Annotated in this window: 17 protein-coding genes; 7 read left to right on the top strand and 10 right to left on the bottom strand. The window is 52.6% G+C overall.

Annotation, left to right across the window (positions count from 1 at the left end; genetic code table 11):
• Positions 1-60: 60 nt before the first annotated feature.
• Together HMPREF1051_RS07275 and HMPREF1051_RS07270 are read right to left on the bottom strand one after the other, a co-directional pair.
• Positions 61-654 (bottom strand): YdcF family protein, encoded by a 594-nt coding sequence (locus HMPREF1051_RS07275; protein WP_003766482.1) that lies wholly within the window; start codon positions 652-654, stop codon positions 61-63.
• Positions 655-793: 139 nt separating this feature from the next.
• Positions 794-1,195 carry a helix-turn-helix domain-containing protein gene (locus tag HMPREF1051_RS07270; protein WP_003766491.1) on the bottom strand — a complete coding sequence of 134 codons (402 nt, stop codon included), beginning with the start codon at positions 1,193-1,195 and terminating at the stop codon, positions 794-796.
• 221 nt (positions 1,196-1,416) lie between these two features.
• Between HMPREF1051_RS07270 and HMPREF1051_RS07265 the strand changes: the two genes are divergently transcribed.
• Together HMPREF1051_RS07265 and HMPREF1051_RS07260 are read left to right on the top strand one after the other, a co-directional pair.
• Entirely contained in the window at positions 1,417-2,403 is a 987-nt protein-coding gene (locus HMPREF1051_RS07265; protein ID WP_049229573.1) for a Slam-dependent surface lipoprotein, read from the top strand.
• A 102-nt stretch (positions 2,404-2,505) separates the two neighbouring features.
• Positions 2,506-2,976 carry a DUF2846 domain-containing protein gene (locus HMPREF1051_RS07260; protein ID WP_036492407.1) on the top strand — a complete coding sequence of 157 codons (471 nt, stop codon included), beginning with the start codon at positions 2,506-2,508 and terminating at the stop codon, positions 2,974-2,976.
• Between the two features lie 66 nt (positions 2,977-3,042).
• Here HMPREF1051_RS07260 and sstT read toward each other — a convergent pair whose 3' ends face one another.
• Positions 3,043-4,266 carry a serine/threonine transporter SstT gene (gene sstT / locus HMPREF1051_RS07255; protein WP_003766450.1) on the bottom strand — a complete coding sequence of 408 codons (1,224 nt, stop codon included), beginning with the start codon at positions 4,264-4,266 and terminating at the stop codon, positions 3,043-3,045.
• 299 nt (positions 4,267-4,565) lie between these two features.
• Between sstT and HMPREF1051_RS07250 the strand changes: the two genes are divergently transcribed.
• Positions 4,566-6,404, top strand: coding sequence for an autotransporter assembly complex protein TamA (locus HMPREF1051_RS07250; RefSeq protein ID WP_003766518.1), 1,839 nt, complete (start codon positions 4,566-4,568; stop codon positions 6,402-6,404).
• A gap of 120 nt (positions 6,405-6,524) precedes the next feature.
• On the opposite strand, the gene HMPREF1051_RS07245 is transcribed toward HMPREF1051_RS07250, so the two are convergent.
• From HMPREF1051_RS07245 to HMPREF1051_RS07235, 3 genes are all read right to left on the bottom strand, one after another.
• Complete coding sequence (locus tag HMPREF1051_RS07245; protein ID WP_003766386.1) at positions 6,525-6,992, bottom strand: CinA family protein; 468 nt, start codon at positions 6,990-6,992, stop codon at positions 6,525-6,527.
• Between the two features lie 579 nt (positions 6,993-7,571).
• Positions 7,572-8,177 carry a nitroreductase family protein gene (locus tag HMPREF1051_RS07240; protein ID WP_003766461.1) on the bottom strand — a complete coding sequence of 202 codons (606 nt, stop codon included), beginning with the start codon at positions 8,175-8,177 and terminating at the stop codon, positions 7,572-7,574.
• 96 nt (positions 8,178-8,273) lie between these two features.
• A complete protein-coding gene (locus tag HMPREF1051_RS07235) occupies positions 8,274-8,675 on the bottom strand; it encodes a DoxX family protein (protein WP_003766515.1) in 402 nt (133 codons plus the stop codon).
• Between the two features lie 122 nt (positions 8,676-8,797).
• Here HMPREF1051_RS07235 and HMPREF1051_RS07230 point away from each other — a divergent pair, with 122 nt between their 5' ends.
• Complete coding sequence (locus HMPREF1051_RS07230) at positions 8,798-9,694, top strand: LysR family transcriptional regulator (protein WP_003766479.1); 897 nt, start codon at positions 8,798-8,800, stop codon at positions 9,692-9,694.
• Positions 9,695-9,773: 79 nt separating this feature from the next.
• Here the strand turns inward: HMPREF1051_RS07230 and HMPREF1051_RS07225 are convergent, their stop codons facing one another.
• The 4 genes from HMPREF1051_RS07225 to HMPREF1051_RS07210 form a co-directional block, all read right to left on the bottom strand.
• Positions 9,774-10,205 carry a plastocyanin/azurin family copper-binding protein gene (locus HMPREF1051_RS07225; protein WP_003766441.1) on the bottom strand — a complete coding sequence of 144 codons (432 nt, stop codon included), beginning with the start codon at positions 10,203-10,205 and terminating at the stop codon, positions 9,774-9,776.
• Positions 10,206-10,528: 323 nt separating this feature from the next.
• Complete coding sequence (locus tag HMPREF1051_RS07220) at positions 10,529-11,296, bottom strand: ABC transporter ATP-binding protein (RefSeq protein WP_003766435.1); 768 nt, start codon at positions 11,294-11,296, stop codon at positions 10,529-10,531.
• Between the two features lie 10 nt (positions 11,297-11,306).
• On the bottom strand, positions 11,307-12,353 hold the full coding sequence (locus HMPREF1051_RS07215) for a FecCD family ABC transporter permease (RefSeq protein ID WP_036492404.1): 1,047 nt from the start codon (positions 12,351-12,353) through the stop codon (positions 11,307-11,309).
• A 721-nt stretch (positions 12,354-13,074) separates the two neighbouring features.
• The gene (locus HMPREF1051_RS07210; protein ID WP_003766457.1) at positions 13,075-14,190 is read right to left on the bottom strand and encodes an ABC transporter substrate-binding protein; all 1,116 of its coding nucleotides are present in this window, start codon (positions 14,188-14,190) and stop codon (positions 13,075-13,077) included.
• A 402-nt stretch (positions 14,191-14,592) separates the two neighbouring features.
• Between HMPREF1051_RS07210 and HMPREF1051_RS07205 the strand changes: the two genes are divergently transcribed.
• The 3 genes from HMPREF1051_RS07205 to HMPREF1051_RS07190 all read left to right on the top strand — a co-directional run bounded on the left by HMPREF1051_RS07205 (position 14,593) and on the right by HMPREF1051_RS07190 (position 17,635).
• Positions 14,593-15,423, top strand: a complete 831-nt coding sequence (locus HMPREF1051_RS07205) for an ATP-grasp domain-containing protein (protein ID WP_003766439.1) — start codon at positions 14,593-14,595, stop codon at positions 15,421-15,423.
• A gap of 582 nt (positions 15,424-16,005) precedes the next feature.
• Complete coding sequence (locus HMPREF1051_RS07195) at positions 16,006-16,674, top strand: phosphatase PAP2 family protein (RefSeq protein WP_036492401.1); 669 nt, start codon at positions 16,006-16,008, stop codon at positions 16,672-16,674.
• On the top strand, positions 16,667-17,635 hold the full coding sequence (locus tag HMPREF1051_RS07190; RefSeq protein ID WP_003766406.1) for a YheT family hydrolase: 969 nt from the start codon (positions 16,667-16,669) through the stop codon (positions 17,633-17,635). The genes HMPREF1051_RS07195 and HMPREF1051_RS07190 overlap by 8 nt, the downstream gene beginning before the upstream one ends.
• Positions 17,636-17,702 lie beyond the last annotated feature (67 nt).

The raw sequence follows: 17,702 nt of genomic DNA, 5'->3' as shown, positions 1-17,702 counted from the left end.
AACAGTCAAATTGTTTGCAATTATACATGATTTGACCCGGCAACTTCGGGTCGTCTGAAACTACAACCTTCCCTTCAAAGCGTTTTTGACAAACGCCGCCGACTCGCGCAATACCGTGTAACCATAGCCGCCGTAAGGCTCGGAACAAAACGGTGCGGCATACACCTGAATATCGTGTCCCTGCCACTGCTTGTCCGCCATCATCCGCGCCCGCGCCAAGTGAAAACCGGCGCTGACAATGACGACGCGCGGGCTGTTTTCAATAAAATCGCGGCTGAACACAATGTTCTCAAACGTATTTTCCGCCCGTCGCTCTTGGATAATGTCCGCCTTCGGCACCCCCATCTTCTCCGCAATCGCCTGCATATTGCCCGAAGCAGACTGAAAATCGCGGCTGAGTCCGCCCGACATCACCAGCTTTTTCACCTTGCCGGCACGATACAGCTCGACAGCCGCTTCAACGCGCGCCACCAAACAAGGATTCAGACGACCCCCTTCATAAGAACGGGTCGAAAGCACGACCGCAGCATCCGCCGGACGCACCGTATCTGCATCTAACCGCGACACCCAAAAATCGCGCCACATGATCCACAGCGGCAAAAGCGCGGCGGTAAAGAACAAAATCAATATAAAAACAAGGGCTTTTTTGAACATCCGAATCCTAAAATGATGAAAGTAATTGGAACGCGGCTGTACGGGCAGGTTCCGCTTGTTCTTAAGATTTTACGAAATTCATACAGCAAAAGGTCGTCTGAAAACAGGATTTTCAGACGACCTTTCATTCTTTAATAACTTACTTTTGCAGCTGCGCTACCAACTGCCGCAAAGCTGAAATCTCCCGATCCTTTTGCGCCAGCAGCAAATCCTTGTGAGCCAGCAGTTCACGGCTGTGTTCCAAGCCTAGCTTTAGTTTTTCGAGTTCAATCTTAATCTGCCCATTTACCCCATAATCGGGATTATTGCTGTTGTTCGTTCCGATCAATAAAACTAATTCTTTATCATCCGAAGCAATCAATTCACCAATATCGATTTTAAAAATTGCTGCCAGCTTTTCCAACTTTACTAAATCCAATTTTCTCTCGTCCCGTTCAAGCCGAGAATAACTGCTTTTCGACATATTCAGCCGTTCTGCCATATCTTCCTGTGACCAATTGTTCAACTCACGCAAAGCACGGATTTTGTTGTTGACAGACATTCACAGTCTCCTTGTAGTCGAATGTAATTAAAATTGGGAATTTATTCCGATAAACGGTCTTAAAGCATAATAATTGGTATTGATAAGGGATACGCGGTAAATATATTATCCTGGATGGCATATCTTTGCAAATTTATGCATTAATTAGTAAAGCAAAATGTCGGCAATAACTAGCTATTACATTTTTCAATACATCTTCTATTCAAACACAGGAATATAAAATGAAAAAATCTTTCTTGCTTTGTGCGACAGCAATTCTATTAGGAGCTTGCGGAGGAGGCGGAGGTGGTGGTACGACACCGACAGCTGCACCGACACCAACGGTGAATCCTGATACTGTAAGCTCGGGTTCATCCTCTGAGAATAAGTATTCTAGAGAAAGCGATCAACAAGCATCACAAACAACCGAACAAGTTAGCGAAAATACATCAGGCAGTGAGATCGTGCCGTCAACACAAGATAAACCGACGGAAAAAAAATTAAGTAATACTGGATTCTTTATTGACAAAAATCATTTCCACAAAGGGGAATTGGAAGGATTGGACATCAAAAACACCAACGGGAACACAATTGCTACATTATCAGGACACAACCGCCGGTACACCTTTAACGGAGCATTGGTAAAAGCACCTGATGCTACTCAATTAATTGTTGATGGTGTCGTATTGAAGTTAATTGATGAAAATGTCGGACAAATCGGTGGTTTGACAGGGCTTGCCCTTTCCAAAGCCTTAACCGCCGCATACAACGTATCTAAAGATCCGAAACGTGACATTTTCTATTTTGGCTTGGAAACCGGTACAGCTGATATGCCGAAATCAGGTATTGCAACATATAGGGGTAATGCCAGCCGTTATGACAATATTTCTGGTAACGTAACGAATATCGGAACCTCAACCCTGTATGCCGACTTTGGACGTAAAAAAATCAGTGGAGATTTGGCAATCAATAAAGGGGTTCTTGGCGCATTCCGTCGCGATATTTCCTTGAAAGAAACCGACATTAAAGGCAACGGTTTTTCGGGTAGGGCAACCGCAGGTGAGGATAATATTCTGTTCCGTACCGTAGAAGGCCGCTATGAAGGTAAGTTTTACGGGCCAAAAGCAGAAGAAGTGGCAGGTAAGGCAACATTTCAAGGTGAAGCAATTGTCGGGCAACTGGAAAGTTTGAACACCAGCTTCAGCGCGGAACGCGGAGCAATCCATTAAACTCTTGCAGCTTTTGGGGTGGGTTGGCTTAATTCATAGTATGAGTGTCGACCTACCTTGCCCAGTAGCAATTTTATTAATGTATAAAGAAAGGGAAATATAATGAAATTTTCAATGCTGGCGGCAGTATCTGCCGTTTTGATGCTATCTGCCTGTGTCACTTCTGTACCGATGGGTAATGCAGATGTTTCCTCAAAAGCTAAAACTTTTGAGACTCCTACTGAAGGTAAGGCAGGACTTTACATATATCGTTCAGGCGTGCTTGGTGGTGCTTTGAAGAAAGATCTTTGGGTAGATGGTCACTGCCTGGGTACGTCTGCGCCAAATGTGTTCTTCTATACGGAAGTTGAAGGGGGTAAAGAGCATGTGGTAACGACTGCTTCGGAGTTCTCAACCAATAGCCTGTCGCTACATACAGAAGCGGGAAAACATTATTTCGTACGTCAATATATCAAAATGGGTGCTTTTGTCGGAGGCGCAAATGTGAAGCAGGTTTCGGAGGCTGAAGGTAAAGCTGAAGTAATGAAACTGAACATGGCAGCTTCGGGGCAATGTCTTAAAGCTCATCCATAATTTAGATTAAAAAGGTCGTCTGAAATTTCAGACGACCTTTTGACTTTTTGCGAAACAACCGGCTCTTTAACCTTTGCGGCGGCTGCCTAGGTCGGCGGCGGCGGTAAAGAGTACGTCGGTGGAGGAGTTGAGGGCGGTTTCGGCGGAGTCTTGGATAACGCCGATAATCATGCCGACGCCGACGACGCGCATGGCGAAGTCGTTGTCTATGCCCAAGAGGCTGCAGGCGACGGGGATCAGCAGCAGCGAGCCGCCGGCAACGCCGGATGCGCCGCATGCGCCGACGGTGGCGACGAGGCTCAGGAGCAGGGCGGTTGGGTAGTCGACGACGATGCCTTTGGTGTAGGCGGCTGCCATGGCTAAGACGGTGATGGTAATCGCCGCGCCTGCCATGTTGATGGTTGCGCCCAGCGGGATGGAGACGGAGTAGGTGTCTTCATGTAAGCCGAGTTTTTTTGCCAATGCCATGTTGACGGGGATGTTGGCGGCGGAGGAGCGGGTAAAGAAGGCGTAGAGTCCGCTTTCGCGCAGGCAGGTGAAGACCAGTCCGTAGGGGTTTTTGCGGGTTTGCGACCAGACGATGAGCGGGTTCACGACGAGGGCGATGAATGCCATGCTGCCGAGCAGGACGGCCAGCAGGCGTCCGTAGCTGAGGAAGGCGGCAAAGCCGGTTTCGGCGACGGTTTGGGAAACCAGTCCGAAAATACCCAAGGGGGCGAAGCGGATAACCCATTGCACAACGGTGGTAACGGCTTCGGAGAGGTCGGAGACGACTTGGCGGGTGGTGTCGGAGCCGTGGTGGCGCAATGCGGAGCCTAAAACCAACGCCCATGCGAGAATACCAATGTAGTTGGCTTGTGCGATGGCGTTAATCGGGTTGGACACGAGCTTCATCAAAAGCTCTTTAAGGACTTGGGTGATGCCGGACGGTGGTGCGAGGGTGGAAGAGGCGATATCTTTAAACACCAGTGTAGTCGGGAATGCCATACTGGCGGCAACGGCGACTGCGGCGGCGGCAAATGTGCCGAAGAGATACAGAATAATGATGGGTTTGATTTTGGCTTCGCCGCCTTTGCGGTATTGCACCAGCGCGGCGGTCACTAAGACAAACACCAATACGGGGGCGACGGCTTTCAATGCGCCGACGAACAATTCGCCGAGCAGCCCGACGTTCATGCCTGCTTTCGGGGAGATGGTACCGACCAGTACGCCCAACATTAAACCGATGATGATTTGCGGTACGAGTCCGATACGGTTGACTGCGTTCAGCAGTGGATTACCACTTGCCATGATACATCCTCTTACTTTATGTGTTAAGAAACGTTGCATTTTAAAAGAAAATATCAATTATTGTGCAGGTTTACAGATTAAATTGAATGTTGTGGCGAAAAATGCTTGATTTTTTGTAGAATTGGGCAGTTTGTGCCATATTTTTCGGTTTGAAAGGAGTTAATGTGTTTGGCTTCTGTCGCGCAGAGACAGGGGTATCCGCCTTTTCAGACGACCCCTCTGCCTTGAGTCGGGTTTTAAACCCGATTGAAAATAATGGTAGAATTTAAAACTCTTCTGTCGTTGAAACATTTTTTGCCATGACCAGACTGACTTCGCCCATCCTGATTGCCTCACTCGCCCTTGCCTACGGACACGCAGCCGCAGCCGATCTGCCGCGTGCCGAAGACTACGAACCGATTCCCGGCTTCAAGCAGGGCGGGCAATCCGAGCAGGCTGACAAAGTAGGCAAACTGACGCCCAAGTTTCCCGTCAAAATCGAAACCAAAAACAGCGAAGTCAAATCCATGCTCGAAGAATACCTGCCGCTGATTACCCAGCAGCAGGACGAAGAGTTGGACAAAGAGCAGGTCGGCTTCCTCGCCGAAGAAGCACCCGACAACGTCAAAACCATGCTCAAAACCAAAGGCTATTTCAACAGCAGCGTCAATGTCCAAGACAACGGTGCGAGCTACACCGTCGCCGTCAATCCCGGTCCGCGCACCAAAATCGACAACGTCAGCGTTGCCATCCTCGGCGACATCCTTTCAGACGACAACCTTGCCGAGTATTACCAAAAAGCCATGCTCAATTGGCAGCAGCCTGTTGGCGAATACTTTGACCAAGACGGCTGGAGCGGCAGTAAAACCTCCGTCCTCAGCGCAGTAACCCGCAAAAAATACCCGCTTGCCAAACTCAGCAACACCCAAGCCACCGTCAACCCCAACAACAACACCGCCGATCTGAACGTGATCGTCGAAAGCAATCGCCCCATTTACTTCGGCGACTTTGAAATCACCGGTACCCGCCGCTATCCCGACAACGTCGTTGCCGGCCTGGCACGCTTCAAACCCGGCGCGCCTTACGATCTCGACCTATTGCTCGACTTCCAACAAGCGCTCGAACAAAACGGGCATTACTCCGGCGCATCCGTCCAAGCCGACTTCGACCGCCTCCAAGGCGACCGCGTGCCCGTCAAAGTCAACGTAACCGAAGTCAAACGCCACAAACTCGAAACCGGTATCCGCTACGATTCCGAATACGGCCTCGGCGGACGTATCGGCTACGACTACTACAACCTCTTCAACAAAGGCTACATCGGCTCCGTTGTTTGGGACATGGACAAATACGAAACCACCCTTGCCGCCGGTATCAGCCAGCCGCGCAACAGCGAAGGCAAATACTGGACGACCAACACGTCCTACAACCGCTCGACTACGCAAAACCTTGAAAAACGCGCCCTGACCAGCGGTATTTGGCGCGTGCGCGACCGCAACGGCATCGAATCGCGCCTCGGTATCGAATTTATTACCGAAGACCGCAAAGTGCCCGATACCAATTACGACCTCGGCCGCAGCCACGCCACCATGCTGACCGCCTCGTGGAAACGCCAAAACATCGAAACCGAGCTGCGTCCCGAAAACGGCTACTACCTCGACGGCAAAATCGGCGTAACGCTGGGCAAGCTCCTTTCTTCCACCGCCATGGCGCGCGCCACCGCCCGCGCAGGCTATTTCTACACGCCTGAAAACAAAAAACTCGGCACCTTCATCGTCCGCGGACAGGCAGGCTACGTTTACGCCCGCGAAGGCGAAGACGTACCTTCCAGCCTCATGTTCCGCACCGGCGGCGCATCTTCTATCCGCGGTTACGAACTCGACAGCATCGGTTTGGAAGGCCCGAAAAATTCCGTCCTACCCGATAGGGCGTTACTGGTCGGCAGCCTCGAATACCAATTCCCGATTACCAAAAGCGTATCCGGCGCCGTCTTCCACGATGTCGGCGACGCCGCAGGCAACTTCAAACGCATGAGCATGAAACACGGTACCGGCCTCGGCGTGCGCTGGTTCAGCCCCGTCGCCCCGTTCTCCTTCGACGTCGCATACGGACACCAAGACAAAAAACTCCGTTGGCACATCAGCTTGGGTACGCGGTTTTAAGGTCGTCTGAAAATAAAAAACAGGGGTGCGTGATGGCATCCCTGCTTTTTTATGTGGTATGTGAAAACCGCATATGTCAGATTTTCAAAAGCCAACAGATTCGCAGCCGACAAAAAACGGTCAGACCAAATGTTTTGCCAAAAGATTCAGGGCAAACTCGACAGCCTGTGTTCTGACGGCTTCGCGATCGCCGCTGAAGACTTGCATCTCTTCCAGCGATTCGGTCGGCGTGGACAAACCGAACCAAACCGTGCCGACAGGTTTCGCTGCGCTGCCGCCGCCCGGGCCTGCGATGCCGGAAATACTGAGGGCGTAGTCGGCTTGGGCGACGGCTTTGGCACCTCGCGCCATTTCGTACACGGTTTCGCGGCTGACCGCGCCGTGTTGCAGCAGCGTGTCGGGCATGACGCCGAGGCGCTCTTCTTTGGCTTGGTTGCTGTAAGTGACGAAACTTTGATGAAACCATTGCGAGCTGCCCGCAATGCTGGTAAACGCGCCCGCCAACAGGCCGCCGGTGCAGGATTCGGCGCAGGTTACGGTTTGGCGGTGTTGGGTCAGGTGTTCGGCGATGGTTTGCAGGGCGGTCATGAGATGTCCTTTCTCGGGGCTGGACTTTCCCGAAATATGGGGTTGGGTGGAAACCCTATTATAGAAGGATTGCAGAGAGTGGGCGAAAGGTCGTGGGCAAAGCCCACGCTACGGGTTCGGTTTGTCCCAAGTCTATGCCCATTTGACGGAAAGGTCGTCTGAAAACCGGAATACTTGATTTTCAGACGACCTTTGGATTCGTTGCCTCAACTGTTCAACTGCTTCCCATACCGAATGCGTCAACTCAAATCAAAAATACTCATGTCGTCATTCCCGCGCAGGCGGGAATCCACTTTTGAATTTTGGAAACTGTTTTTTAAATATCTGTTTCTTAAAATTTCCAATGGATTCCCGCCTGCGCGGGAATGACGGTTCATAATGCTGATTAAAAACCGAGCCGCCCGTAGCGTGGGTTCTACCCACGAATGAACAGAGATGATTGGATTCGGATGTTCGGTGGAAAATCGCAGGCAAAGCCCACGCTGCGGATTGGTTTATCCTAAGCCTTGCCCATTTGACCAAAAGGTCGTCTGAAACCGAAATTGGTTTTCAGACGACCTTTTTCTGTTTGACGGGCAATTATGCGCCGAACACTTTCAAACGGTTTTCCACCGGCTCGAAGGCTTTTTCACCGGCAGGCGCTTCGATGCCGCCGATAACCATTTGCGCGCGCAGAAGCCAGCTTTCGGGCAGGCTCCATTCTTTGGCGATGGCGGCGTCGGGCAGCGGGTTGTAGTGTTGCAGGTTCGCGCCCACGCCGGCGGCGGCAAGCGTTGTCCAGATGGCGTATTGCGTCATCGCGTTCGCATGGTCCGCCCAAACGGGGAAGTTGGCGGCATAAGAAGGGAACTGCTCTTGCAGGCCTTTGACGACGTTTTGGTCTTCGAAGAACAAAATGGTCGCCGCGCCTGCTTTGAACAGGTTTAATTTTTGCGCGGTCGGCTCGAATTGTTCGGCAGGCACGATGGCGCGCAAAGCGTCTTCAACGAATTGCCACACTTTGCCGTGTTCTTCGCCGAAAAGGACGACGACGCGGGTGGATTGCGAGTTGAAGGAAGAAGGCGTGTGCAAAACGGCATGTTTGACGATTTCGCTGATTTCTTCGTTGCTGACAGGCAGATTTTTATTCAGCGCGTAAATGGAACGGCGGGTTTCTGCCGCTTGCTGCAAGGTTTGATAAGTCATTTTGTTTTTCCTTTGATTGATGTTTAATCGGTTGGCGGGTTTGGAAATCTATTCGTAAAACCCGCTTTGCTTGTTTTCAGACGACCTTTGGGTCTATCAGGATTTGTTTTTGCCGAACAGGTTGTCCAATGCCAATGAGCCGCCGCCGGCTGCTGCGAGATAGAGGAACACGAAGCAGAACAATACTGCCGATTCGCCGCCGTTGGCAAGCGGGAACAGCGCCGAACCTTGGGAGGCGTGTGCCATGAAATAGGCAGCCGCCATCTGACCGGACAGGATGAAGGCGGCGGGACGGGTGAACAGTCCGAGAATCAATAGGATGCCGCCGGCGATTTCCAAAATGCCCGCCACCAACATCAAGCCTTCGGGCGAGCCGCTGCCCATGGCGGTCGGGAAGCCGAAGAATTTCGACGTGCCGTGTAAGAGGAAGAGGTAGGCGGTTACGATACGCAAAACGGACAATAAAATAGGTTGGATACGGGCGCAGGTTGCAGACATGGGGTTCTCCTTATCAAAATGCGGGGTTTAAATGAAAACTAATCTTATCTGTGCAGTATAGATAATTACTGCCGGTAGATATATACTTCTTTTATTGATACAACGTTTCCCTAAAAGAAAACATGGATACCCTGTTCAGCCTTAAAGTTTTCCGCCAAGTCGTCCAAAGCGGCAGCTTCACCCGCGCCGCCGAGCAGCTTGATATTTCCTCCGCGATGGCGAGCAAACACGTCAGCCATCTGGAAAATACGATTAAGGCCAAGCTGCTGCACCGCAACAGCCGCAACCTCCACCTGACCGAAGCGGGCGAAGAATACTACCGCCAATGCAGCTACGCGCTCGACACGCTCGACACCGCCGCACAAAAGGCGGCAGGCGGGGCGGATACGCCGCAGGGCATGTTGCGCGTAACCATGCCGCTTTGGTTTGCGGGCAATTTAATCGGCACTTGGCTGGCGGAATACCGCGAACGCTATCCCGAAGTCACGCTCGATTTGGTGCTCGACAACCGCCACGTCGATTTGATTGCCGAAGGCTTCGACCTTGCCTTGCGCGTGGCAAAAACCTTGTCGCCCTCGCTTATCGTCAAGCCGCTGGCGCAAATCCAATTCGTCCTGCTTGCCTCGCCCGAGTATCTGGCGAAACACGGCAAACCGCAAACGCCCGAAGAGGTCATGCGCCATCCCGCCATCCTGCCGACCTACACCGACCAGCGCAATTTGGAAATCACCCATCGGGAAACGGGCGAAAAAAGTATTCTGACGCTCAATCCGGTGATTCAAAGCGACAATACGCTGATGATACGCGAATTGGTCAGGGCGGGCGCGGGCATCGCCTATCAGCCGCTGTGGTCTGCCAGACAGGATTTGAAGGAAGGCAGGTTGGTCAGCCTGCTGCCGGAATATCGGGTGCGGACCGAGCAATTAAACGCGGTTTATGTGGACAGGGCGTTTTTGAGCGCGAAGGTGCGCAGTTTTATCGATTTTCTGAACGAGAAGATTTCGGCGGAAGGGGAATGAGGATTGGGGATGAAGATTGGCAAAAGGTCGTCTGAAAACGGGAAAGCGGTTTCAGGCGACCTTTTGTTTGTGCGGCGGTTTATTTGACCTGCTGCATGTATTTTTTCAGACGGCCTTTGCTCTGCATGGCGCGGTTTTCCAGTTCGTCCACAACGGCTTGCGCTTTGGCTTTGTTCACCGGTTTGCCGACCTGAATCACGCCGCTCATGTTCATCATGCGGTGCGGCGGGCAGGTATAGACGTACACGCCTTCTTTGTCGAGCTTGAGGGTGAAGTCTTTGCCGTCTTCGGAGAGGAAGTCGGCAACACCGCCAGGCAAGGCTTTGCTTTGCACCCAGTGGCCTTTGTTGGCGGCTTTGAAGGTTACGGTGTCGCCGACTTTGGCGTTGACGTAGCCGGGTTCAAACACCATGCTGCCGTCTTTGCCGTTGTCGAGCATTTTGACTTCGTGGTTGGCGGCGTATGCGCCGAGGGAGGCGGTCAGCATGAGGAGGAAGAGGGATTTTTTCATGGAGGGAGTCCTTTCTAAGGATATAGTGGATTAAATTTAAATCAGGACAAGGCGACGAAGCCGCAGACAGTACAAATAGTACGGAACCGATTCACTTGGTGCTTCAGCACCTTAGAGAATCGTTCTCTTTGAGCTAAGGCGAGGCAACGCCGTACTGGTTTAAAGTTAATCCACTATAAAAAATATGGGACGGGCTGATGAGTCTAAGAGGTAAGCCTTGGGCTTACCGCCCTCTCCCTAACCCTCTCCCGCAGGAGAGGGGATAAGTTGCAGGGAGAGCGCGGGTCGGATGCTCAAATCTGACATTTGCAGGAGAGGTTAAGTTACGCACTCTGCCGCATCGGACGGATAACGGGCAGGCCTTTGCTGTCGTATAAAAGTTCGATGTCCACTTTATACAACCTGCTTATCATATCCGCCTGCAACACGTCCTGCGGCGCGCCCTGCGCCTGTACTTTGCCTTCGCCGAGCAGAATCACGCCGTCTGAAAACTGCGCGGCGAGGCTCAAATCGTGCAACACCATCAGCGTAACCAGATTGTGTTCGTGCGTGTATTGCACCACGCGCTCCAAGAGGTTCAACTGATGGTGCATATCCAGCGCGCTGACCGGTTCGTCCAGCATCAGGATTTCGGGGCGGCGCAGCATGACTTGGGCAAACATGACGAGCTGCCGCTGTCCGCCGGAAAGCCGCATGATGTCGCGGTGCGCCAAGTGGCCGATGCCCAGCTCCGCCATAATACTTGCGGCTTCGTGCAGCAGTTCGTCGCCGACGTGCATGTGCAGCGCGTCCATGCGACCGAGCAACACGACTTCCAACGCGGTCAGCGAGGCTTCGGCGGCGGTGTCCTGCGGCATATAGCCTATGCGTTTGCGCCAGCTTTGCAGGTGGATTTTGCTCAACACTTCGTCGCCGTAGCGGATGGTGCCTTTGTGCGCCACTTCGCCAAAAATCGTTTTCATCAGCGAGGATTTGCCCGTACCGTTCGGGCCGAGCACGGAATAGACTTTGCCCTGTTCCAGCGTCAAATCGATACTGTCAGCAACGACATAATCACCGCGCCGGATATGGACGTTTTCAAGTTTCAACATTTCAGACGACCTACCGTTTCGTTAACACAATCCAGAAGAAGAACGGCACGCCGACAAACGACGTAACAATCCCCACCGGAAACAGCGCGCCGGGGATAATCACCTTGGACAACACGCTGGCCACCGACAAAAATGCCGCGCCCGCCAGCATCGCGCCGGGCAGGAAGAAACGCTGGTCTTCGCCCAAAAGAATCCGTGCCACATGCGGCGCGACCAGTCCGATAAAGCCGATCACGCCGACGAAACTGATTGCTGTCGCCGTCATCACTGCCACCAACACCAGCGTTTTCAGGCGCAAAAGTTGTAGATTGATGCCCAGCCCGACGGCGCGTTCTTCGCCCAAACGCAGCGCGGTCAGCTTCCACACATCGCGCGAAAGCAACAGCACGCACACTGCGGTAACGGCCGCCGTAACCGCAACCGTCTCCCAAGTCGCCTTGGTCAGGCTGCCGAACAGCCAAAACAGAATCTGCTGCGAAATCTCAGGCGCGGCGATAAACTGAATCAGCGACAGAATCGACTGAAACAGGAACAAAAGCGCAATCCCCACCAGCACCAACATCGCCGAGTTGAAGCGGCGCGCCGAGGCAAACAGAAACAAGATACCCGAAGCCAGCATGGTCATCACAAACGCGCCGATGGGGACGGCGACCGTTTCAGGCAGCCCGAAACCGCCGAACGCAATCACTACCGACGCGCCCAAACCCGCCGCCGCCGCCAAACCCAGCGTATAAGGGCTGGCCATCGGATTGTTCAACAGCGTCTGAATCTCCGCCCCGCCGACGCCCAAAGCCGCACCGACCACCAACGCCATCACCGCAATCGGCAAGCGCAAATCCATCACAATCAGGCGGTTCATCTCGTCCGTTTCGGGTTTGCCCAGCAAAACATTGACCACTTCGCCGACCGGCAGCGTGTCCGTCATCGCCGGGCCGGTGGCGATGTCGAATAGGAAGCTGACCGCCGCGATGATTAAAAACATCAAAACAATCAACCAACGCTTGCCTTCTAGCCTGCGCTGGTTCCTCACAATCTCGGCGACAACCGAATCATTCATTTCTTAAGCCTTTGAAATTAGGGAACAAGGTCAGATATTCATGCCCGAAAATCTCTTTTGTCTGTATCCGTTTTGAAGGGTGGTTTTTTGAAAATCGGGATAACGGCGTTCCAAACGGCTTTGCCCTCTCCCTAACCCTCTCCCGCGGGGAGAGGGAACAAATGGCAGAGAATCACAGCAATGGTCGGACTTTACCCTCTCTCCGTGGGAAAGAGAACAAATTGCAGGGAATCACAACAATAGTTGAATCTCAGTCATCCGATTCCCTCTCCCCGTGGGAGAGGGCTAGGGAGAGGGCAAAACAGTCAAACCCACCTGACACTCCCCGCTCGCTACGACGAAAAGTCGTAGCATGGGCTTCGCCCACAAAAAACAGGAAACCCTCATACCATTTGCCATCATTTCTGCAAATGCTACTCCCCGTAGGAGAGGAAACAAATGGCAGAGAATCAAAACAATGGTCGGACTTCAGTTATCTGTTCCCTCTCCCCGCGGGAGAGGGCTAGGGAGAGGGCAAAACAGTCAAACCCACCTGACACTCCCCGCCCGGCACGATAGGAAGTGCTTTGCCCGCGAAAACAGGGAAAACCTCAGACCGTTCGCCATCATTTCTGCAAACATTACCCGTGGGCAAAGCCCACGCTACGGTTCTGTACAAAATCCATGCTGCTTTCAGACGACCTTCCGCATAAAAAGGTCGTCTGAAACCCATAAGCCCGCCTTATTGCCCTTTCGGATACAGGTAGAACGTACCGTTTGGTACAACAGGCAGGTTTTGGCGGTAGAAGTCGGTATACGTTTTCTCAGGATTGAAGTCTTTGAACAACTGCGGATAAACCGCTTTGGCCATAAATTGAATCGATGCGCCGTCGGAAAGCGTGCGCGAGTTGGCGTGGTAGGCGGCGTAGAGGCGGTTGTTTTTAATCGCAGGCAGGTTCGCCCAGCCGGCACGTTTGGCAAAACCGGCCAAGCGTTTTTCCGCTTCAGCTTTCGGAATGCCCCAGCCCATCACCATGGCGGTCGGGCTTTTCTTCAATTCGGTTTCGCGGCCGGTAATCACGATGACGTCGGGTTTGGCGGCGAGGACTTTTTCAGGATTGATCGGGCCGTAGAACTCAACCGAAGAAGCGGCGATATTGTTGCCGCCGACCAGTGTCGCCATCGAACCCCACATGCTCTTGCCGAAGGTTACGCTGTGTTCCGCAGGGCCTTTGTTGCCGAACTCGACATACACTTTAGGCTTGGGCAGATTGGCTTTTTTCACGCGCGCTTGGATGGTATCGGCGATGCGTTTGTAGTCCGCCGCCAGCTTGTCCGCTTTTTGCTGTTGGCCGGTCAGCGTGCCGATAAGCTTGGTCGATTGGATGTGTTTGGCGACCGTTTGCGCGTTGTAGTCCAACACCACAATCGGAATGCCCGCTTTGTTGATGCGGGCAAGGTCGGAACCCAGAGCCTTGTACTGCCAGTCCGCCAGAATCAGCAAATCGGGTTTCAATGCCAAGACTTTTTCAACGGAGAATGTGCCGACTTCCACCTCGCCCACGTCGGCAAGCTGGTTCAACTTGGGCACGGCTTTGCTGAATGCCGCCCAGCTCGGCGGCGCCCAGTCGGCCCAAACCGCTTTGGAGAAGCCGACCACATTATTCAGCGCGTCCTTGCCGCCGATGGCCATGTAATCTTGATAATAAAAGCCCAAAACCACGCGTTTGGCGGGCAGGTCGACGGTTACTTTGCGGCCGTTGACATCGGTAATCTGAACCGGTTTGGCATGGACGGCGGCAGTGCCGAATGCCAATGCGGCGGCGAGGGCAAGGGAGGAGAAGCGCGACAGTTTCATTAGAGTAAAATCCTTTTAATAATAATGTTATATCTGATTTATATATAAATAAGAATCTTTCTTATTTTTAATGCGAGCCTAATGGATTTAAAATAAACGGAAAAGTTCCGTTATTCAGGGAAGTTTTTATTACAAACGTGATGGTGTTTATTGTTCAGACGACGCCTGCCGTTTGCCCGATATATTGGATTAACTTTAAATCAGGACAAGGCGACGAAGCCGCAGACAGTACAGATAGTACGGAACCGATTCACTTGGTGCTTCAGCACCTTAGAGAATCGTTCTCTTTGAGCTAAGGCGAGGCAACGCCGTACTGGTTTAAAGTTAATCCACTATAAAAGGTCGTCTGAAACATCAAGCAAAGAGTCAATATTCTGTCATTTCATTTTTTGAAAGTCCGCCATGCTGACCATTACCACCTGCCTCACCTACCCCGAGCCGCCGTCCAACCTGCTGCCCCTGGCGGACGCACTGACGCGCGACAACATCCCCACCGCCTTCGCGCCCTGGCAAAACCGCCCGAAATCCGCCTTCATCCTGCCTTTGTGTGCATGGGATTATGCGGCGGAGCCTGAAGCGTTTGGGCAGTGGCTGACCGAAGCGGAAGCGTGCGGGCAAAGGTTTATCAACCCCGTTGGGCTGATGCGTTGGAACATGGACAAACGTTATTTGTGCGATTTGGCAGAATGGGGGGCGGATGTGATTCCGAGCGTGCAGACGTCGTCTGAAAAAGAAAAATTGGAAGACATTTTAAAAAATCGGGGCTGGCGGGAAGCGGTCGTCAAACCCGTTATCGGGCAGAGCGGGCGCGGCGTGGCGAAAATCAGGGCGGGAGAAGTGTCGTTGAAGGCGGGGGATTATCCGCAAGGCGTCATCGTCCAGCCTTATATCCGCGAAATCGAAACGGCGGGCGAAACCTCGCTGGTGTTTTTGGAAGGGCGTTTCAGCCATGCCGTACTGCGTATGCCGCCCCAAGGCGAATGGCGCGCCAATTCCGCCTACGGCGTCGCCGTCAGCCCCGCCGCGCCGCCGGAAAAAGCAGTCGAAACCGCACGGCAGATATTGGACATGCTGCCTGAAATACCGGCATACGCCCGCATAGACGGGACGCTGATCGGCGACAGGTTGCTGCTCAATGAATTGGAACTCGTCGAACCCGCCCTTTACCTGCATACCGCTGAAAACGCGGTTGCCGATATGGTGCAGGCGGTAAAGCGCGTTATCACGGGTTGATGATAAAGAACCAATGCAAAAAAGGTCGTCTGAAAACAAAGGTAGCGGGTTTTAAACCGTGCTATGCTTGTTTTCAGACGACCTTTTTAGAAAACCGACTGCGTTCGGCAGTCAACCTTTGATCGGTATTACAATTTAGGCTCCATCATCCAGACTGCGGCGAGTGTGACGATGGATACCAAACTGATGATCATGATTAAATTTAAAAACAAAATTGACATATAGCCTCCGAAATGTTTGCTGTTGTGTTTATTATTGATACTGCCGTTCGGTATCATGGCGTACCGTAAGGCAGTGGCGGCTTTACGCGGATACCCTTTTATAGTGGATTAACTTTAAACCGGTACGGCGTTGCCTCGCCTTGTTCTGATTTAAAGTTAATCCACTATATTGAACCGCTTTGCCGGGCGGGTAGAATAGCATTGTCAGAATAGTTACTTTGTGTATTTACCTAATTTATCAGTAAGAAAAAGGCAATAATTATCAACAATCAATAAAAAGCACTATCACTTTCGGATGTTTTTTATCAAACATGGCTCATTAACAGGAAAACTTTTCCAAATCTCTATTTTTATTTGATTTATGCACAATTTTCATATCCGTTTCCGCCGCACGGCGCTCATAGCCGGTGTGGTATTTTTGCCTTTGGCGGTGTTGATTGCCGTCCGTTTGCACACGCACGGCGGTTTTGAATTTGAAAAACCTTTGATGATGTGGATCCACCATAACATCGGCGAAGGCTTTTTCCCTATTGCCACTGTTTTGCATTATTTGGGCAAAACCGTCATCGCCGTGCCTTTAATCGGCATCGCGGCATGGTGGCTGTATCGGGTCGGCAACCGTCGCGGCGCGTTGTTTTGCGTGAGCGCCGCCTTGATACCGACGCTGAATATGCTGTTGATTAAAGATTGGTTCGAGCGGCCGCGGCCGCTGTTTTGGCCGCGCATGATTGAAGAGACTAATTTTTCGTTTCCCAGCGGACACAGCACCTTTTCCGCCGCCATCGCCGTCATGATGATTATGTTGTGCAGTGAGACGCCTTATCGGCGTGTTGCGTGGCTGATCGGCATTGCCTTTGCCCTGAGTACCGGTTTTTCGCGCGTTTATTTGGGTGTGCATTACCCGACCGACGTTTGGGCGGGCTGGACAAACGGCACGCTGACCGCGTTGTTGGTTTATTATTTCGTGTTCAGGGGTCGCTATCTTTCAGACGACCCTGCCGTCTCCCAAATATCTTCAGATTATGAATAATTTATCGCCCAATACGCCGTTTTGGCTGCGCAACGGTCATGCCGACACCATCTTTGCCAAATTCCTGCAACGCCCTTCCCCCGCTTACCGGCGCGAGTTGCTGCCCGACAGCACCGGCAAAGCACAAGTTGCCTACGATTTTGTCGACAGCCCCAATCCCGACGCGCCGCTGGTGGTTTTGTTTCACGGCTTGGAAGGCAGCAGCCGCAGCCATTACGCGGTCGAACTGATGCGCGCGGTACAAGACAAAGGCTGGAACGGCGTGGTCGCCCATTTCCGCAGTTGCGGCGGCATCCCCAATACCGCGCCCGTGTTCTACCATTTGGGCGATACGCCCGAAATCGCCTTTATGCTCGACACGCTTGCCGCTCGTTATCCCGTCATTTATGCGGCAGGCGTTTCGCTCGGCGGCAATGCTTTGGCAAAATATTTGGGCGAACAAGGCAGCAATGCGCTGCCCCGCGCCGCTGCCGCCGTTTCCGCGCCGGTCGATGCGACGCTGGCGGGTACGCGTTTCGACAAAGGCATGTCGCGCCTGTTATATACCCGTTATTTTTTGAACTCGTTGCTGCCCAAAGCCCGCGACATTGCCGATTTGCAGAATGCCCATCCCGACCGCGATGTTGCCGCCCTGTTGAAACAATGCAAAACGCTAGGCAACTTCGACGATACGTTTACCGCGCCGCTGCACGGCTTCGCCGACCGTTTCGACTATTACCGCCGCGCCTCGTGCAAACCTTGGCTCAAAACGGTAGCCGTTCCTTTGCTGCTGCTCAACGCCGTCAACGACCCCTTCCTGCCGCCCGAAGCCCTGCCGAATGCGGATGAAGTGTCTCCGTCCGTCACGCTTTTGCAGCCCGAACACGGCGGACACGTCGGCTTCGTCAGCCGCGACGGGGGTCGTCTGAACCTGCAATGGCTGCCGCAAACCGTATTGTCTTATTTCGCACAATTTGAATAGCGTTCCCGAATGGCTGTTGGAGTTGCGTTGGGATAAATTGGTTGAAACAAAAAAAGGTCGTCTGAAA

Source organism: Neisseria sicca VK64 (assembly GCF_000260655.1).
Classification (GTDB): Bacteria; Pseudomonadota; Gammaproteobacteria; order Burkholderiales; family Neisseriaceae; genus Neisseria; species Neisseria sicca_B.
The sequence above is the reverse complement of the archived record's forward strand: the minus strand, read 5'-3'. Positions and strand labels throughout refer to the sequence as shown.

What these genes read in the sequence shown, in the direction of transcription:
- HMPREF1051_RS07240 (WP_003766461.1), bottom strand. Translation starts at nt 8,177, where the DNA reads ATGACTTATCAAACCTTGCAGCAAGCGGCAGAAACCCGCCGTTCCATT.
- HMPREF1051_RS07190 (WP_003766406.1), top strand. Translation starts at nt 16,667, where the DNA reads ATGAATAATTTATCGCCCAATACGCCGTTTTGGCTGCGCAACGGTCAT.
- sstT (WP_003766450.1), bottom strand. Translation starts at nt 4,266, where the DNA reads ATGGCAAGTGGTAATCCACTGCTGAACGCAGTCAACCGTATCGGACTC.
- HMPREF1051_RS07225 (WP_003766441.1), bottom strand. Translation starts at nt 10,205, where the DNA reads ATGAAAAAATCCCTCTTCCTCCTCATGCTGACCGCCTCCCTCGGCGCA.
- HMPREF1051_RS07195 (WP_036492401.1), top strand. Translation starts at nt 16,006, where the DNA reads ATGCACAATTTTCATATCCGTTTCCGCCGCACGGCGCTCATAGCCGGT.
- HMPREF1051_RS07215 (WP_036492404.1), bottom strand. Translation starts at nt 12,353, where the DNA reads ATGAATGATTCGGTTGTCGCCGAGATTGTGAGGAACCAGCGCAGGCTA.
- HMPREF1051_RS07220 (WP_003766435.1), bottom strand. Translation starts at nt 11,296, where the DNA reads ATGTTGAAACTTGAAAACGTCCATATCCGGCGCGGTGATTATGTCGTT.
- HMPREF1051_RS07265 (WP_049229573.1), top strand. Translation starts at nt 1,417, where the DNA reads ATGAAAAAATCTTTCTTGCTTTGTGCGACAGCAATTCTATTAGGAGCT.
- HMPREF1051_RS07270 (WP_003766491.1), bottom strand. Translation starts at nt 1,195, where the DNA reads ATGTCTGTCAACAACAAAATCCGTGCTTTGCGTGAGTTGAACAATTGG.
- HMPREF1051_RS07250 (WP_003766518.1), top strand. Translation starts at nt 4,566, where the DNA reads ATGACCAGACTGACTTCGCCCATCCTGATTGCCTCACTCGCCCTTGCC.
- HMPREF1051_RS07235 (WP_003766515.1), bottom strand. Translation starts at nt 8,675, where the DNA reads ATGTCTGCAACCTGCGCCCGTATCCAACCTATTTTATTGTCCGTTTTG.
- HMPREF1051_RS07275 (WP_003766482.1), bottom strand. Translation starts at nt 654, where the DNA reads ATGTTCAAAAAAGCCCTTGTTTTTATATTGATTTTGTTCTTTACCGCC.
- HMPREF1051_RS07210 (WP_003766457.1), bottom strand. Translation starts at nt 14,190, where the DNA reads ATGAAACTGTCGCGCTTCTCCTCCCTTGCCCTCGCCGCCGCATTGGCA.
- HMPREF1051_RS07205 (WP_003766439.1), top strand. Translation starts at nt 14,593, where the DNA reads ATGCTGACCATTACCACCTGCCTCACCTACCCCGAGCCGCCGTCCAAC.
- HMPREF1051_RS07245 (WP_003766386.1), bottom strand. Translation starts at nt 6,992, where the DNA reads ATGACCGCCCTGCAAACCATCGCCGAACACCTGACCCAACACCGCCAA.
- HMPREF1051_RS07230 (WP_003766479.1), top strand. Translation starts at nt 8,798, where the DNA reads ATGGATACCCTGTTCAGCCTTAAAGTTTTCCGCCAAGTCGTCCAAAGC.
- HMPREF1051_RS07260 (WP_036492407.1), top strand. Translation starts at nt 2,506, where the DNA reads ATGAAATTTTCAATGCTGGCGGCAGTATCTGCCGTTTTGATGCTATCT.